Here is a 16039-nt window from a genome sequence, read left to right on the forward strand (position 1 = left end):
GCCTCGGCCGCTGCGGCGGCGGCGTTCCGATCGCCCAGGCGTAGGTGCGCAGTACCGGCGAGCAGCTGCGCTTCAACGAGCGTGAACGCGGGGCCGAGGCGTGGCGTGTTGGCCAGAACATCTCGGAGCGCGTCCACCGCCGCCGCGGGGTCCCCCTCCGTCATGCAGATCACCGCACGCGCGTTGTGGATGGCACCCAGCCGGTCCGGTTCGGCGCAGAACGCGGCAATCGTCGCGCGCGCCTCGTCCAGCATCCCCAGGCGGGCCTGCGTCGTCGCGAGCCATCCGGCGATCCGGGGCGCTAGCGCGTGCACGCCGGTGAGCAGCGACTGCGCCTGCGCTGCCGCCGCGAAGGCGTCGAGCGCCGACCGCTGCTGCCCGCGACCGGCGTGCACCATGCCGGTCGCCACGTGCAGGAGCACCGCGGCGGCCGGGTCGACGTGTGCGGAGGCGACCTCCCAGGCGCGGTGTAGCCAGCGCTCTCCCTCGTCGAACTCGCCCATCCAGATCGCCATGCCGCCAACCGCCCCGAGCGCCGGCGCGAGGATCAGCCGATCGTCCAAGCCATGACGCTCGGCCAGGGCTACCGCCTGACGGCCGCGCTCGCGTGCGGTCGCGACCGAGACGAGCTTTGACGGGAAACCTTGATGGGCGCGACAGGCCACCTCTAGGTAGGGTCGGCCGATCGTCTGGGCGAGCGCGGCTCCCTCGGAGAGGTGCCGCTGCGCGTCGGTGAGTCGGCCAGACCACGTCTCGACGATCCCGAGATTCAGCAGCGCGACCCCCCGCAGCTCACTACCCATCGCAATCGGTTTGCTCGATTCGTCTGCGATCGAAGCATCGAGCAGATTCACTTGCTCGACTACTTCACTGAACTGCCCGCTACGCCGTGCCAGCGCCAACCGCAGCGACGCGATTGCCACCGCCAGGCGGCGGCGGCGAGCCGGCGGAGCGCTCGGGACGTGGGACTCGGCCAGCGCCAGCTGAGCAGCCGCCTCCTCCAGCCGCCCCTGGTTGAGCTCAGCTGCCGCGTGGGCTAGCGCGAGGTCAGGATGATCGACTGATGCGCCCTCAGGAAACGCCTGCAGGACGGCGCGAATCGTTCCCGCTTGCCCGTCGAGCACCCACCTGAACGAGTGGTCGGCGACGAGCCGAGCGGCATCAGGCCAGTCGCCGGCCGCGAGCGTTTGTCGCACGGCCTCGACGACCTCTCCGCGGTCGGCGAACCACCGTGCGGCCCGGCGGTGAAGGTCAGGAACCTCATCGGCCAACGTTCGGCGGAGCTCCAGGCGCAGGAAATCCGCCAGAAGGTGGTGGTAGCGAAACCAGGTGCGCTGAGCGTCGAGCGACACGACGAACGCGTTGGCTTCCTCCAGCTCCAGCAGCACCTGCTCCGAGCCCGAGTGGCCTGCCAGCAGGTCGGCGAGTTCACCGTTCATCCGGTCGACAAGCGAGGTTCGCAACAGCATGCTCTGAACCTCGCTCGGTTGGCGTTCGAGCATCTCGGCCATCAGGTATTCCCCGATCGCCCTGTCGGTGCCTGAGAACTCAGCCACGAAACGCTCGGGATCGGGGTGGCCGCTGAGCGAGATCACCGCGAGGCGCAGGCCAGCCGCCCAACCTTCCGTGCGCTGGTACAACGCGGCCACCCCGGCGTCGGACAGACTGATCCCGGACGCAGCAAGCAGTTCGCGCGTCTCGCGCTCAGTGAACCGGAGATCGCCGGCTCGGATCTCGGCGATCTCGTCGGCAAGCCTGAGCTGGTGCAGTCTGATCGGCGGATCCCGGCGAGACGACAGCACCAAGCGCGAAGAGCTCGGCAGGATCGCGAGCAGATGCTCGAGCTGCGTGAGGGCGTCAGCCGACCTCAGCTCGTGGAGATCGTCGATGATCAGCACCACGGGATCGACCTGCTCGGCGAGCTCCGACAGGACTCTGTCGACCACCTGGTCGCCGTCGAGTGCAGCGGTCGCGGCAGGGTGCTTCTGAGGATCGATCGAGCGCGCCGGGCTGTGGATCGCGTCGAGGACGGCCGACCAGAACCGCTGCGCATGCTGTTGGTCGCGGTCGACGGACACCAACGCGACGCGACGAGGGTTGGTCGAGCGGTCCGCCCACGCACGCAACAGCGAGGTCTTCCCACTTCCCGGCGGCGCCGAGATGACCGTCACCCGTTTGGTCACAGCGCGATCCAGCAGCTGGAGGAGGTCTTCCCGGTCGAGCAGGCCCCGGGCGACCGAAACGACTGTTGAGATCGGCTCCTCCAGGTGCTCCCCGCGCTGCATCGTCGTCAAGCTGGTCATGCTCGGACGATCGTTTGACCTGCGCCCGAACCTCGCCGTGCGCTCGTCATCGACACGCGCGAGCCTTGCGAGCTGCGGGGCCGACATGGCCGGGCTCTCCGGGATCCTCACGACGCCCTCGTCGGGCTCGTTGACCGCGGGGCCAAACGCCGACCGGGGATCGGCGCACAGTCCGAGTGCTCGGTTCGTCGTCTGCTGTCCAACTGGCAGAGCAGGGTGGCGCTACCGCTAGGCGTTCGAATCCTTGAATCCCTTAGTCATGGCCCGAGTGTCGTCCGCAGTCATGCCTAGGCGGAATGAGCGAAGCGTCGCCACCGGTCCTCTCGTCAGGGAGGAGCTCGAGCGCCCAGCTGTCTGCCCCTCCGGTCGCGCGAATCACCGTGATCCGGTGACGCCTCCTCACCTGCCTGGCGGCAACACTGGTGGTGCCGGCCTCCCGGCAGGAGATTTCAGCAGCAGCGGATTGACATGGGCGAGCGAGCCTGGAGCGCTGCCAAACCAACCCAACCGTAGGGAGATCCTCCGTGAGCACCGAGCAGCGAGAGAGCCTCGACGCAATCCTGCGACAGTCAGCCTTCCCCGTCGGCAGCGATGTCAACGAGCAACGGCGACTGCTCCGAGAGTTGCTATCGGCGCAGCCGCTGCCCGCCGACGTGACCGTGACCGCAGCCGCACTGGGCGGCGTCCCGACCGCCGAGATCACGGTCGATGGAATCGAACCTCGCCACGTCGTTCTCTACTTCCACGGCGGCGTGTACGCGATGGGGGATGCCTTCCTCGCCGCTGACCTGGCCTCGCAGGTCGGCCGGCGGACGCACGCCAAGGTCATCTCCGTCGACTACCGGCTCGCCCCCGAGCACCCGTATCCGGCAGCGGTTGACGACGCTCTTGCGGCCTATGAAGCCCTCCTGCACAACGGCATCGCCCCTTCGGACATCGCCTTCGCGGGAGAGTCCGCCGGCGGCGGACTCGCCATCGCCACCCTGGTCAACGCCCGCGATCACGGGCTGCCCCTGCCAGCCGCGGCCTTCGTCATGTCACCGTATGCCGATCTCACCCTGGCCGGGACGACCCTGGAAACCAAGCGCGAGCTCGACCCGCTGCTCAGCCGGGAACTCCTCCAACCCCGAGTCACCGACTACACGGCGGGACAAGACGCCGCTCTTGGCCTCATCAGCCCCGTATTCGCCGACCTGTCCGGCCTGCCGCCCCTGAGCATCCAGGCCGGAAGTCACGAGGTTCTCCTCGACGACGCCGTCCGCCTCGCGCGACAAGCCGCCACCGCCGACGTCGAGGTCACGCTCGACATCACCCCTCGGGTGCCCCACGTCTTCCAGGCCTATCACCCGATCCTTGACGAAGCGGCCGCGGCGCTGGACAGAGCCGGACAGTTCCTGTCGGCGCATCTCGCCGGTGCAGAACGCGTCACCGGAGAGCGAAAGGCAGAACGCGAGCTGTCCTCATAACCCAGAGGTCGCGGGTTCAAGAATCCCGCCCGCCACCACGTAAGCGCAGGTCAGAGGCCTGATCGCCGACGCGCCATGCCTCGGGGTCGCGACCGACGCCGGGGGTTCTGCTGCTGCGGCGGCGAAGCATGGCAAGGTCGTCGATTCGTTGACTGGCGACTCAACGCACGTGAAGCTGTGCGCCCGTGCCCCACATCCGCCGCCTGTCACTCGCCCTCCCGCTCACCGTGCTCGCGCTCGCCCCCGCCGGGCTCGCCTCCACCCAGCCCCGGGTCATCGGCGGCACCGTGGCGCCGGCCGGGTCGTGGCCGTCGATCGTCGCGATCATGAACGTCGCCGGGACCCGCCACGACGACCAGGACCAGTTCTGCGGCGGGACGTTCGTCGCGCCGCAGTGGGTCCTGACCGCGGCGCACTGCACGTACGGCCGGTCGGCGGGCTCGACCGAGGTGCTGACCGGCACCCGGCGGCTCGACGGCACGGGCACCCGACTCGCGGTCTCGGAGATCCATCGGAACCCGGGACACGTCATCGCCACCATAGAGAACGACACGGCGCTGCTCAAGCTCGCCGCGCCGCAGGCGGTGCCCGCGCTGCCGATCACGGTCCCGGCGCTCAGCGGGCTGTGGGCGGCGGGCCGCACGGCGCGCGTCGCCGGCTGGGGCGACACCGACAAGTCCGCCCTCAGCGACGCCTTCCCGCTCGACCTCATGGAGGCGTCGGTCCCGCTGGTCAGCGACGCCGACTGCGGCATCCGCTACGCCCCCGACTTCCGGCCGGCGGTCGAGCTCTGCGCCGGCAACACGACCTACGACACCTGCCAGGGCGACAGCGGCGGGCCGCTGCTCGTCGACGACGCGGCGGGCCATCCGGTGCTCGCCGGCGACACCAGCTACGGCAGCGGCTGCGCGCAGCCCGGCGCCCCCGGCGTCTACGGCGAGATCGCGGGCATGCGCGACTTCATCGACGCCACGATCGGCTGGAGCACCGCCGCGAGCCTCGACGCCGGCGCGCTGACGTTCACGCGCGGAGGGGCCGGCGTGGCGACCGCCGCGCAGACCGTGACGCTGACGAGCACCGGCGACGCGCCGCTGTCGGTCTCCGCCGCGCGGCTGGACGGCACGGATGCGGGCGACTTCGCGATCACCGGCGACGGCTGCTCGCAGGTCGTGCTCCAGCCCGGCCAGACGTGCGCGGTGGCCGTGCGGGCGGTGCCCTCCGGTGATGCCGACGCCGTCGCGACGCTGGCGCTCGACGGCGACGGCGCGGCGGGGGTCACGACGGTGGAGTTGGGGTCGGTGGCGCCGCCCGCGCCGTCGGTCACGACGACGACCACGACGACGCCCACGCCCACACCCGCGCCGATCGCGCCCGTCGCGCCGGTCACCCCGCCGCCCGTCGCCGCGGCCAAGGCGCCCACCGCGACGCTCGCGGTCCTCGCCGCGAAGGCGGGCAAGCACCGCCTGTCGGTGAAGCTCAGCGGTCCCGGGACCATCACCATCACCTTGACCCGCAAGGTGCGCCGCGGCGGCAAGTCCGTCACCGAGAAGCTGGCCACCGCCCAGGCCACGTTCGCGACGGCCCAGGCCAAGACCATCACCTTGAAGCTCACCGCCGCCGGCCGGCGCGCCCTGGCCCGCGGCGCGCGCCCGAAGGCCACCGCCGCGGTCGTCGTGCGCGCCGGGAGCGCGAAGGCGACGACGTCGCGCACCCTGACGCTGCGTTGACTCGCGAGTCATCATCGTGGGCCCATGCGCAGCGCGCCGAGTACGTCCATCGCTTCGCGGCCGCCGAGCTGGCGGAGATTCCGGGCTTGCGCCCCGCCACGGTGCGCAAGCCCCTCGAGCGGGCGGCCGCCGCGATGCGCGCGGCGACCGCGGACACCACGGACCGAGCCCGCGCTCGGCGATCAGTGCATGGGCGGACTCGACCTCGGGCAGCTCGGGCATGCGCCGGGCAGGCCACGAGCTGGCGCTCAGCCCACGTGCTCCGGCCACGGCAGCGGGAACAGCTCGCGGTAGGGGCGCGCCTCGTCGACCACGCGGGCGACCGACGGCCGCGCCAGCAGCCGGTCGACGTAGGCGGCCAGCGCCGGGTGCGCGCCGCGGTCCAGCGGGTGGACGACGTCGGCGTAGTGCAGGGCGGGCGCCGCGGCGCAGTCGGCCAGCGTGAAGCCGTCGCCGGCCAGCCAGCCGTCGCGCTCGCGTCCGTCGAGCTGCCGGTCGAGCGTGGCGTAGGCGACGTCCAGCGCGGCGTGGGCCTCGGCGACGCCGTGCGCGTCCTTGGCGCCGGCGGGACGCAGCGCGTCGCCGACGATCTTCTGTACCGGCGTGCTGACGTGGCCGTCGACCACGCGGTCCCACAACCGCGCCTGCAACGCGCCTGCGGGGTCGGCGGGGATCAGCGGCGGCGCGTCGCCGTGGCGGTCGAGGTGCTCGACGACCGCCGAGGACTCGGGGACCACGACGCCGTCGTCGACGAGGACCGGTATCGACGCCGGCGGCCACAGGGCCGCGAGCGCCGAGCGGTCGGCCTCCACGAGCGCGACCGCGAACGGCACGTCGCGCTCGTAGAAGGCGATGAGCGCCTTCCAGCAGTACATCGCGAAGGGGTGCTCGTACAGGACGAGGCTCACTCCGGCACCTCGCCGGCGAAGAACGCCTCGAGGCCGTCGAGCAGCAGGCCGGTGCCATGCTCGCGCTCGGCCGGGTCCTCGAGGCCGTCGAGGAACGCGCCGTGCTCGGTGAAGATCAGGTGGGTGCCGCCGCCGTCGTCGGGGCGCAGCTGGACCGTCGTCAGCGACACGGAGACCAGGCGGTCGTCCAGGAGCAGGTCGTAAGCGAAGACGATTCGCTCGCCGTCGACGATGTCGTGGAAGCGGCTGCGGAACAGGTGGTGGGTGCCGCCGCGGTCGCGCCCCGCGCTCAGCTCGCCGCCGCCGACGCGGAAATCCAGCGACCACTCCGCGTCGGCCCAGCCGTCCGGCACCCCGAACCAGCGCTGCTTGAGCGCGGGGTCGGCGAACGCCTGGAACGCCTGCTCCGGGGTCTGGCGGAAGCGCCGCTCGAGGGTGAAGTCGTGCTGGCGGATGCTCATCTGCTGCGGTCTCCTTCATCGTTGGGGAAGGCGTCGTCGAGGACGTCGCCCAGGCGGTCGAGCCGGCGCTCCCACGCGCCGCGGTGCTCGGCGATCCAGTGCTCGACGGTGCGCATCGGGCCGGACTCGAGCCGGCACGTGCGGACGCGTCCGACCTTCTCGGAGCGCACGAGCCCGCTGCGCTGCAGCACGTCGAGGTGCTGCAGCACTGAGGGCAGCGACATGTCCAGCGGCGCGGCGAGCTCGCTCACCGAGGCGGGCCCGCGGGCGAGCCGCGCGACCATCGCGCGGCGGCTGCCGTCGGCGAGGGCGTGGAACGCCCGGTCGAGCTGCTGGGCCTCGGCGGTCGGCACGGCGGCCACCATAGCAGTCACTTAGGTGATCACCTAAGTATGGGCTTGGCGCCGGCCGGCACCGCCGCGCGATGATCGACGCGCGCGATGCCGACCGCGCCCGTGCTCGTCACGATCCCGATCAGCCACTGCTGCGAGGACGCGCGGTGGGCGCTGGAGCGTGCGGGAATCGCTTCCGACCAGGCGAATCGACGACGATCCCCAGCGAACAAGACCAATGTCCCGGTTAGAGGCGCTCTAGCGTTGGACCTGAGGTCGCGGGCTCGACCCCCGCACGTCAGCCCCGCCGCGTCGGAGCGGACCGCGGAGCGCCGCCTGGTCGGGCTCGCCGCCGTGATCAGTCCCAGAAGTCGGCGATCCTCTCGGTGTCGCCGCCGGCGGGCTTGCGGCCGCCGGTGCAGATGAGGTCGAGACCGTCCGGCCCAGCCTCGAACGAGCGGACCACGGCGGGGGCGACACGAAGCACGTCCCATTGCCCCAACTCGATGATGTCGTCGTCGAGCTTGGCGCGGCCGGAGCCCCCGGCGACCACGTAGACCTCCTCCTGCTCGCGGTGGCGATGGCCGAACGGCATGCGGGCGCCCGCCTCGTAGGTGAAGCGGCTGACGCCGAGCTCGGGCGACTTCAGGGCGTCTCGCGCCATCTTCCAGCGCATCGGAGCGTCCGTTGGGCTCTGGTCACGGAGGCGCTGAAAGCTCGTCTTCGTCCAGTCGGGCATCTCCGGATCCTGGCCGCTACGAGGCGAGCTCGGCGGTGGACGTCGCGCCGGCCACGACGCCGTCGCCGGCGGTCATGAGGCTGAGCACGACCCGCGCGGCGGCATTGCCGCCTGACGCAACGGCATTCGCCACGGAGGGCATCACCCCGGCAGCGTCGCCCGCGGCGAACAAGCCGGGGACGCTGGTCTCGAAGTCGTCGTCCACCGCCACTGCGTCGGCGACGAGCGGCCCGGGCTCGCTGGTCGCCGCACCGAGTTGCGTGGCGAGCGCAGACCGCTGATGCAGGGTGACGGGCACGAGCAGACCGCGACACGCTCGCTCGTTGCCATCAGCGAACGCGACGGCGGCGAGGTCGCTGCCGGTGCCGCGCAACTCGACGACGCGACGCTCCTCGATCTCGACCCCGGCGAAGGCGAGGCGAGCGCGATCTTCTGCGGTCAGATCGGAGTGCCCGTCTGCGTAGAGCGTCACATCACCACTCCAAGCACGAAGCAGGAGGGCGCCTCCGCGGTTAAGGACGCCGAGCGGCTCGCCGCGGTGCTCCCAACCGTGGCAGAACGGGCAGTGGAACACCGAACGACCCCAGCGCTCCTCGATGCCCGTGAGCGCGGGCGGCCGATAGTCCATCCCGGTCGCGAGGAGAACACGCCGACCAGCGGCACGTGAGCCGTCAGCGAGCTCGAGCACGAAGCGTTCGCCGTCGCGTTCCCCGCCGACGACCTCGCCGGCGCGCAGGTCCACCGACGGGTAGGCCGCAAGCTCCGCACGGCCGGCGGCGTAGTAGTCGGCCGGTGCGCGGGTGTCCTGCCCGAGCAACCCGCCGATCCCGTCCGCGACGCGGTTGCTCGGCCGTCCCGCGTCGACGACGAGCGTCCGGCGCCGTGCGCGGCCGAGCACGAGCGCGCCGCTCAAGCCTGCGGCGCCCGCCCCGACGACGATGCAATCCCAAGTCTCGTTCATGCGTTCACCATGACACGGATCGATCAGATCGCCAATCGAGATTGCTGAATCGGCAAAACGCTGGTGAGCGAGGGGCGCCCTCCTCGTGTCGTAGCATCCTCGTGACCATGCCAAGCGCTATTGCCAAAGAGGAAAACGCCGAGCCCGTCGACGCCCGGGTGCGTCGCCGGCTGCGTGAGCTGCGCACGGAACGGGGCTTGACGTTGCAGCAGGTGGCCGAGCGCGCCAACATCGACCTCTCGACGCTCAGCCGCCTGGAGTCCGGAAAGCGCCGGTTGGCGCTCGACCACGTTCCCGCGCTCTGCGCGGCCCTAGGAGTGAGCGCCGACGAGCTGCTCGCCTCGGCGCCACCGCAAGACCCACGCATCCACGGCGAGCCGTGGAAGTGCGACGGCATGACGATGTGGCCGCTCATGCACCGCGGTCACTCCAGTGCGCTGCGCGCTTACAAGATCCACATCGGCGCCCGGAAGCGTCGGCCGCCCGAGAAGCTGCCCGTGCACGAGGGACACGACTGGATCTACGTCCTCGCCGGACGCCTGCGCCTGCTGTTGGGCGACCAGTCCTTCGTCATCGAGCCCGGAGAGGCGGTCGAGTTCACGACGTGGACCCCGCACTGGTTCGGCGCCATCGACGGCCCCGTCGAGCTCATCATGATCGTCGGTCCGCAAGGAGAGCGACTGCACCTCCATCCCTAGCGTCCGGGTCCTGCGCTTCTACCGCGGCGAGGAGACGCGCGCGGCCGTCACCGAGGCTGTTCACCTCCATGACGCCGTTGTGACCGGATCGCCCACGCCGGGCCAGACCGCTGAGCTGGCGTGCACCCCGAGCGGCTCAGCGCCGAGGAGCTACGGCGAGATGCCCGGCGGCCGCCAGGGCTTCGAGCACACCGACGCCCACGACCGCGCGACCTCACCGCCGCGGGCCTGTTGCGCGAAGACGGCGACAGCATCGTCCCGACGCGAGCCGCCCTGTACGTCTACGCCCTGCACGGCTGAGCGCGCCGCGCTACAAGAGGCGCCCCTGCGGCGACCCGCGCCGGCTCCATCGAACTTCCGTGAGCGTCAGAGTTTGAGGTCGGCCCAGATCGCTGCGTGGTCGGATGCCGTCAAGCGTGCGCCGACTCGGGGTGCCTGTCACACGCCCGGTCGGGATCAGTCTGCGAGCACGTCGGGGAAGCCGAACATTGCGACCAGCGCCGGATCGGCGTGGAACGCGATCACGCGGGAGACACCGGTGACGGTTGGGGCCAGCACCACAATGCCGTTTGCCCGGAACGCGCCGTCTGCGTCTCGGTAGTACACGATGGCGGCGGGCTGGCCGTTGGCTGTGGTCGCGATCATCCGCCAGTCGCCGGGCGCGCCCAGCACGTAGGCGTCGAGCATGTGGATGCAGTTCACCCGGCCCGCGTGCCATTCGCGGAATGGCGTCGCCTCCAGCGTGGCGTCCGTGCGCAGCACCTGTTCCAGCAGCCCGGCGTCGGAGCGCTCGAAGGCTGCGATGTAGCCGTCGAGCAGCGCACGCGCCCGCTGGTCGGTCGGTTCGAGCAGTTCCTCAGCCTCTGGCTCCAGTTCGCCCAGCCGTGCCCGGGCGCGCTGCAGACCACTCTTCACCGCCGCCGTTGTGGTGCCGAGGATATCCGCGGTTTCGGCCGCAGAGAACGCCAGTACCTCGCGCAGGATGAGGATCGCGCGCTGGCGTGCGGGCAGGTGCTGCAGACTCGCGATGAGCGCCAGCCGTAGCGACTCGCGCGCGATCACCGTCGCGGCCGGATCGTCGTCGGCCGGGGCGATCCATCGGTCCGGCAACGGTTCCAGCCACGAGACCTCGCCCGGCGCAACGTGACTCGGCGGGCGATCGGGTGCGTCGTGAGGACCTGCCAGGCCCGACGGCAGCACCCGGATCCGGCGCGGCTCCAACGCAGTCAGGCAGACGTTGGTGGCGATCTTGTAGAGCCAGGACCGAATCGACGCACGGGCCTCGAAGCCGGCGTAGGAACGCCATGCCCGAAGATACGTCTCCTGCACCAGGTCCTCGGCGTCATGCGCCGAGCCGACCATGCGGTAACAGTGCGCCAACAACTCCCGGCGGAACCGCTCGGTCTCGGCGGGGAACCGGTCCTGGTTCGCCGTCCCCCTCAAATGCGCCGTCATGCCGCGACTTTAGGCCGCGGCCAGTCGGCCTGATGCGCGATGGCATCCCAGTCGTCCATCAATCGAAAGCCAGGTCAGCGGCATCCGGGGCGGTGGCCGGGTTGTCAGGGGAGCAGGGCCAGTTTGCCGATTGTGGCGCGGGTTTCCAGTTCTGCGAGGGCCTTTGGGCCGTCGGTCAAGTCGTAGGCGGTGGGGCGAGCGGGGGTGAGCACGCCGGCGGCGATGAGGGCGGACAGCTCACCCATGAGCTCGCCGAAGATCTGGGGTGCGGCCCGGATCAGCACACCGATGTTGAGGCCGATGATGTGGACCTGGTGCTTGTACACGAGCTCCCAGTTCGTGATCGCGGCTTCGCCGCCCGCTACGCCGAAGACGACGACCCGGCCGGTGACGGGCTTGGCCGCGGCCAAACTGGCGTTGAAGGTGGCACCACCCGCCGACTCCAGCACCAAATCGGCACCGGCGCCACCGGTCAGCCGCATCACTTCGGCGGCGAGGTCGCCGTCGAGGGAGTCCAGGACGTGGTCGGCGCCCAGTGCCAGCACTGCCTCGTGCTTGCCAGGCGAGGCGGTGGCGATGACCGTCGCGCCGTAGTGCTTGGCCATGGTCACCGCGGCCTGGCCGGTCGCGCCCGCCGCAGCGTGGATCAGCACGGTCTCCCCGGTGGCGACGCGACCCAGGGGCTTGAGCGCGGCCAGTGCGGTGGGCCAGTTCACGACCAGGCCCAGCGCCTGCTCGGCCGTCCAGTTAGCCGGCACCGGCATCGCCGCGGCCGCGGGCAGGAGCATGTACTCGGCGAACGCCCCGTCCCCGACACCGATGACGTGGGTCCCCGGTCGTGGGCCGGTCGCCGCCTCGCCCGCCGCCACGACCTCGCCGGCGCCCTCGAAGCCCGCCAGATACGGTGGCTGCGGACCGCCCGAGAACGTGCCGTAGGCCTTCGAGATGTCGGCGAAGTTGACGCCGGCGGCGGCGACGCGGATCAGGACCTCGCCCTGGCCAGGGCTCGGTACCGGCGCGTGGGTGATCAGACGCATGTCCTGCGGACCCTTCAGCGAGGTCTGCTGCAGGGCGCGCATGGTCGCGGGAATGCTCACGGTAATCAGCTCTCTTTTCGGCTTGCCTCATCGTGGCCGGCCTCTTCGGCGGGCCGGACTGTCGAACAGGTAGACCTCGGCCATCGCAGAAAGGAATCGGCAGCCGCTGAAGCGTCCGCGCAACACCAGTCCAGCCCTCTGCCCAAGCAGCCCTCAATCCGGCTTCGGCCGAGAAACGCCGGGCGCTAGCAGGCGAGCCCCGCCGCCTGTGTCGCCTCAGCCGCGCAGGGCGTAGAAGCCACCGCGGCGAGCTTCCCGAAGATGCATCCCGACATGAGCCGCTTACACCGCGGCGGGGACCGTGGCGTCGACGATGGTGCGCACGCGGCCGGTCTGCACGTCGTAGACGTCGCCGGAGATCGCGACGCGGTCGGGGATCGCTGAGCTCGCGCGCAGCCGCGCGAGTCCTCGCGCACGGTGGCCTCCGGGTCCAGGACGGCGCGCGTGACCAGCGCGGCGGGTTCGGTGTCGATGCGCTCGGCGTACCGAGTGAGATCCTGGCCGCGCTCACCGTTGCCGGCGGCGCCGTGGCGCCTTCGGCGCTGGCGCACGTTCTCGCCGTCGAGCGCTCCACGATGAGCCGCAAACATCGCGCTCATGCGCGAGCGGGGCTGGGTCGAGCCGGCCGAGCTGTCGCCGAGCGGCCGCACGAAGACCGTCGCGATCAGGGCGGCGGGAGGCGAGACCTTCACCAACGCGCGTCGCGCCTGGCGCGAGGCCCAGGACGCCGTCATCGGTGCGCTCGGCGCCGGCGCGCCACCGCGCTCGATGACTGGCTGACCGGCCTCGGCGTCGCCGGCCCTTCCGTCGAGGTCGCAGGCTGAATCGATCGGGAGGCCCGCCGATCACCGAGCGAGCGCGCGACGGCGGCTAGTGGTGAGGGGCGGAGGCAATCGTCGCCAGCAGGCCGCTGGCGCGGCGGCGCATCCGGATCGTCGCCTGGTCGCGGCGCGCCGCCTCCTCGGCCAACAGGACCCGCAGCATTTCGGCGGGGTCCCAGCCTTGGGACTTGGCGATTGCGAGGACCTCGGGGGCGGCATGGCGAACGTAGGGCATCCGCAAGCGCCGCAGCAGCGCGTCGACCTCATTGGGCAGCGGCGGCGAGACCGGCGTCTTGACGGTCATGCGCCAAAGCCTTCCCAGGCGCGCGTGGAGCGCTGCAGCGACTGCTCCTCGCTGGCGCGCGCAGGAAACGCGACGACCTTCGCGTCATGGTGGGCGAGGATCGCGGCGAGATCACCATCAGCGAACCGGCCCGAGTCCGCCGCGGCCCGCAACGCGTCGTCGACCTGGCCGGTGCCGTGGAGCTTGGCGGGGTCGACAGCCTCGGCGAGCTTGCGCCGAACCCTGCTCGCGCCTGCCGCAGCGGCGGCGATCAACCAGGCGTGCGCTCCCGGACCGATCGCAAGGAACGACTCCGCGTCGGCGTTGCGCGCCCGGGGCTTGCGCTCCAGAGCCCCCGCGGGCCCGGGCGGGTAGTGGGTCTCATCGATGTTCGGGCGGCCCGGCGTGGTCAGCGCGTGCCTGGCGACCTCGCGCGGCCCAGCCTCGTCGTTCGTGGATTGCCAAGACCCTTGCGGGTCCGGACCAGGCACCTAGAAACCACTTCGGATTGCTTGACCTAAGAGCACCGAGCTGACCGAGCTCACCGAAACCGGTGCTCGCGCAGTCCAGTACTACCATCGTCCGCGCACAGTGCCCTTGGGCCCCGCTACCAGGCTCGCCGCTGGAACGTCGTCGGCCACGATTGTCCCGGCCGCGACAACGGCGTCGCGACCGATGCTGACGCCAGGCAGGATCGTCGCGCCGGCACGTCCCCGCGTGCACGGGGACACGCTGACATCAAGATTGTGGCGTGAAGCGCTTCTGTACGTCGGGGCTGCGAGCAGCTCCGGTGCGGTCTGCGGCATGCTGCTTGGATTTGCCGGAGGATTGCTGTGGACGCCGGCCGATCGCGCCAGTCTGGGGCTCCTGCTCGGAGGGTTTTTCTTGCTGATCGGTGCGCTCGGCGTCACCGGTCGCTGGGTCGCCCCGATCCAAGTCGACCGAGAAACCTCATACGAGTGGCTCGACGGTCGCGTACCTTGGGCCATCCGAAACGGTGCAGCACTGGGTGCCGGATTCACGTCGCGGTTAGGCTTCCAGCTGTGGTACGCGGTTCCGGTTTCGGCGTCGCTCTTTGGGTCGCCGTTTTTGGGAGCCTGCCTCTACGGTGCCTACGCGCTAACCCGCTCAGGGGCGGCCGTAGTCCAGATGGCGCTGGTGCGGCGAAGATTGAAGCTCCGAAACCTTCTTGAGCTTCGCGCGTTTGCCACGCGAGTTACCTCAGCGTTTCTGCTGGTTGCCGGCGCTGTGGCGGTCGGGCTGCTCGTGTGACGCCTGCAAAACCGGGGAGGACGCCCTGCCGACGCCCTGGCCAGGAAACACAACTGGCTCGGTTCCCCCTTCTCGGGACCCGAGCTAGCGTGGCCGGCCGCCTGCCCGCGACGCACCACCGACGCGGGCAGGCGGCCTCAAACCGGGCCGGATCTGCCGCGAGGTGATGCCCGTAAAAAGGCGCCCCCGCGCCGCAGGAACGGCCGGGGCATGGCCCAAGGAGCGTCAACTCCATGGACATCTCGGACCGTATCGAGTCCCGAGACTCGCTCGTGATCCCCGAGCATCTCGTCTTCGCCTTCGACGTGGATCGCGGAGCTGATCAGGCTGGCGTGTGACGGCGATAGTCCTGAGACCCGCGATGCCGTGATCGAGGCGGTGCACCTCCATGACGCCTTCGCGGCCCGGTCGTTGACGGCGGCCCAGCTCGCCGAGCTGGCCGAAGGCGCCGCCGGGTCGATGGGGCCGCGATGGCCCAGGGACCTTGGTGACGCGGATGACGTCGAGCGGCTGCTCGGCGTGTCACGCGAACTCCTCGAGCTGCGCGACCGCGCGCTCGCAGTCGTAGCGGGCGGCTCTTGAGCGTGAACCGCTGGTTGGTGCGCAGGTCGTACACCCACATCGCCGCGGTCGGCTCGCCACGGTCGAAGAACACCACGTTGGCCCGACCGGCCGGTGAAGGGGATGCTCACCGGCCCGGTGACGATCCAGCAGTGGTCGTTCGTCCGCGACGACCAGCCACGTCGCGAGACGTGCCTACAGATCGCGCTGGCGATGCAGGACGAGGTCCTCGACCTCGAGGCGGCCGGCTGCTTCGCGATCCAGGTCGACGAGGCCGCGCTGCGCTAGGGCCTCCCGCTACAGCGCCACGCCCAGGACGAGTACGTTCGCTGGGCCGTGGACTGCTTCCGGCTGACCACGGCGCCGGTCGCCGACCACACCCAGGTCCACACGCACACGTGCTACGCGGAGTTCAACGACATCATGGAGCACCGTCGACCTGGCCGCTGAGCAGCGCCTTGGTCCCGTCGGTCGACGAGCCCGGCGATCGTCCGGCTCGACGCCGACGTGATCTTCATCGAGGCGTCGCGCTCCGACATGGAGGTGTTGGACGCGTTCACCGGCGCGGGCTCCTATCCGGCCGACATCGGCCCGTCGTCTACGACATCCACTCGGCCCGGGTGCCGTCGGAGGATGAGGTCGTCCGGCTGCTGGAGCTGCCCGACGCGCGCGTGGGCCGCGAGCACCTATGGGTCAACCCGGACTGCGGGCTCAAGACGCGGCGCTGGGAGGACGTGGAGCCTGCGCTGCGGGCGATGATGGCGGCGGCACATCGCCGCCGGACGGCGTCGGAGGTCGCCGCCTAGCCGCGTGGGCATCCTGGAGCGGCTCCCGGCGTGGGCGATCACCGGCGTCGGGAGCCTGCCCTACACCGAGGAGAGGACGGCCGCGAACCAGGCGGCCAAGGGGTGGGCGCGGCGGGCGAAGGCCCCAATGTTGAGAGTTGAATAGCTTT

General features: G+C 70.9%; 16 protein-coding genes and 2 pseudogenes. 7 read left to right on the plus strand and 11 right to left on the minus strand.

The genetic code is table 11. The features are described 5' to 3' along the window. Positions 1 to 2303 (minus strand): AAA family ATPase (locus VK501_RS04340; RefSeq protein WP_324335008.1); only part of this gene is annotated, 2303 nt, incomplete at its 3' end. Positions 2304 to 2827: 524 nt separating this feature from the next. Between VK501_RS04340 and VK501_RS04345 the strand changes: the two genes are divergently transcribed. Further along, a complete protein-coding gene (locus VK501_RS04345; protein WP_324335011.1) occupies positions 2828 to 3769 on the plus strand; it encodes an alpha/beta hydrolase in 942 nt (313 codons plus the stop codon). Positions 3770 to 3954: 185 nt separating this feature from the next. Beyond that, positions 3955 to 5496 carry a trypsin-like serine protease gene (locus VK501_RS04350; protein ID WP_324335013.1) on the plus strand — a complete coding sequence of 514 codons (1542 nt, stop codon included), beginning with the start codon at positions 3955 to 3957 and terminating at the stop codon, positions 5494 to 5496. 248 nt (positions 5497 to 5744) lie between these two features. On the opposite strand, the gene VK501_RS04355 is transcribed toward VK501_RS04350, so the two are convergent. The 5 genes from VK501_RS04355 to VK501_RS04375 form a co-directional block, all read right to left on the minus strand. Continuing rightward, entirely contained in the window at positions 5745 to 6404 is a 660-nt protein-coding gene (locus tag VK501_RS04355) for a glutathione S-transferase family protein (RefSeq protein WP_324335015.1), read from the minus strand. Then, positions 6401 to 6865 carry an SRPBCC family protein gene (locus VK501_RS04360; protein ID WP_324335017.1) on the minus strand — a complete coding sequence of 155 codons (465 nt, stop codon included), beginning with the start codon at positions 6863 to 6865 and terminating at the stop codon, positions 6401 to 6403. The genes VK501_RS04355 and VK501_RS04360 overlap by 4 nt, the downstream gene beginning before the upstream one ends. After that, positions 6862 to 7230 (minus strand): metalloregulator ArsR/SmtB family transcription factor, encoded by a 369-nt coding sequence (locus VK501_RS04365; protein ID WP_324335019.1) that lies wholly within the window; start codon positions 7228 to 7230, stop codon positions 6862 to 6864. The genes VK501_RS04360 and VK501_RS04365 overlap by 4 nt, the downstream gene beginning before the upstream one ends. A gap of 325 nt (positions 7231 to 7555) precedes the next feature. After that, on the minus strand, positions 7556 to 7936 hold the full coding sequence (locus tag VK501_RS04370) for a hypothetical protein (protein ID WP_324335021.1): 381 nt from the start codon (positions 7934 to 7936) through the stop codon (positions 7556 to 7558). Between the two features lie 16 nt (positions 7937 to 7952). Then, positions 7953 to 9011, minus strand: coding sequence for an NAD(P)/FAD-dependent oxidoreductase (locus VK501_RS04375; RefSeq protein ID WP_324335023.1), 1059 nt, complete (start codon positions 9009 to 9011; stop codon positions 7953 to 7955). Here VK501_RS04375 and VK501_RS04380 point away from each other — a divergent pair. Next, positions 9005 to 9595 carry a helix-turn-helix domain-containing protein gene (locus VK501_RS04380; RefSeq protein ID WP_324335025.1) on the plus strand — a complete coding sequence of 197 codons (591 nt, stop codon included), beginning with the start codon at positions 9005 to 9007 and terminating at the stop codon, positions 9593 to 9595. The two genes, VK501_RS04375 and VK501_RS04380, sit on opposite strands and share 7 nt — an antisense overlap. Before the next feature lie 456 nt (positions 9596 to 10051). Here VK501_RS04380 and VK501_RS04385 read toward each other — a convergent pair whose 3' ends face one another. Next, a complete protein-coding gene (locus VK501_RS04385; RefSeq protein WP_324335027.1) occupies positions 10052 to 11050 on the minus strand; it encodes an RNA polymerase subunit sigma-70 in 999 nt (332 codons plus the stop codon). Between the two features lie 104 nt (positions 11051 to 11154). Continuing rightward, positions 11155 to 12147 carry a zinc-binding dehydrogenase gene (locus VK501_RS04390; protein ID WP_324335029.1) on the minus strand — a complete coding sequence of 331 codons (993 nt, stop codon included), beginning with the start codon at positions 12145 to 12147 and terminating at the stop codon, positions 11155 to 11157. Positions 12148 to 12744: 597 nt separating this feature from the next. Between VK501_RS04390 and VK501_RS04395 the strand changes: the two genes are divergently transcribed. Then, complete coding sequence (locus tag VK501_RS04395; protein ID WP_324335031.1) at positions 12745 to 12927, plus strand: hypothetical protein; 183 nt, start codon at positions 12745 to 12747, stop codon at positions 12925 to 12927. A 90-nt stretch (positions 12928 to 13017) separates the two neighbouring features. On the opposite strand, the gene VK501_RS04400 is transcribed toward VK501_RS04395, so the two are convergent. The 3 genes and pseudogenes from VK501_RS04400 to VK501_RS28695 all read right to left on the minus strand — a co-directional run. Continuing rightward, positions 13018 to 13272 (minus strand): hypothetical protein, encoded by a 255-nt coding sequence (locus VK501_RS04400; RefSeq protein WP_324335033.1) that lies wholly within the window; start codon positions 13270 to 13272, stop codon positions 13018 to 13020. Further along, a complete protein-coding gene (locus VK501_RS04405) occupies positions 13269 to 13526 on the minus strand; it encodes a hypothetical protein (RefSeq protein WP_324335035.1) in 258 nt (85 codons plus the stop codon). Before VK501_RS04405 ends, VK501_RS04400 begins: the two co-directional genes overlap by 4 nt. 297 nt (positions 13527 to 13823) lie before the next feature. Continuing rightward, positions 13824 to 13958: pseudogene (locus tag VK501_RS28695) on the minus strand (sugar O-acetyltransferase); the annotation flags it as partial. A 97-nt stretch (positions 13959 to 14055) separates the two neighbouring features. Between VK501_RS28695 and VK501_RS04410 the strand changes: the two are divergent. The 3 genes and pseudogenes from VK501_RS04410 to VK501_RS28700 all read left to right on the plus strand — a co-directional run. Continuing rightward, complete coding sequence (locus tag VK501_RS04410) at positions 14056 to 14523, plus strand: hypothetical protein (RefSeq protein ID WP_324335037.1); 468 nt, start codon at positions 14056 to 14058, stop codon at positions 14521 to 14523. A gap of 366 nt (positions 14524 to 14889) precedes the next feature. Further along, entirely contained in the window at positions 14890 to 15105 is a 216-nt protein-coding gene (locus VK501_RS04415) for a hypothetical protein (protein ID WP_324335039.1), read from the plus strand. Positions 15106 to 15174: 69 nt separating this feature from the next. Next, positions 15175 to 15890: pseudogene (locus tag VK501_RS28700) on the plus strand (hypothetical protein); the annotation flags it as partial. Positions 15891 to 16039: the final 149 nt, after the last annotated feature.

It is taken from the genome of Baekduia sp. (assembly GCF_035318805.1).
GTDB lineage: Bacteria > Actinomycetota > Thermoleophilia > Solirubrobacterales > Solirubrobacteraceae > Baekduia.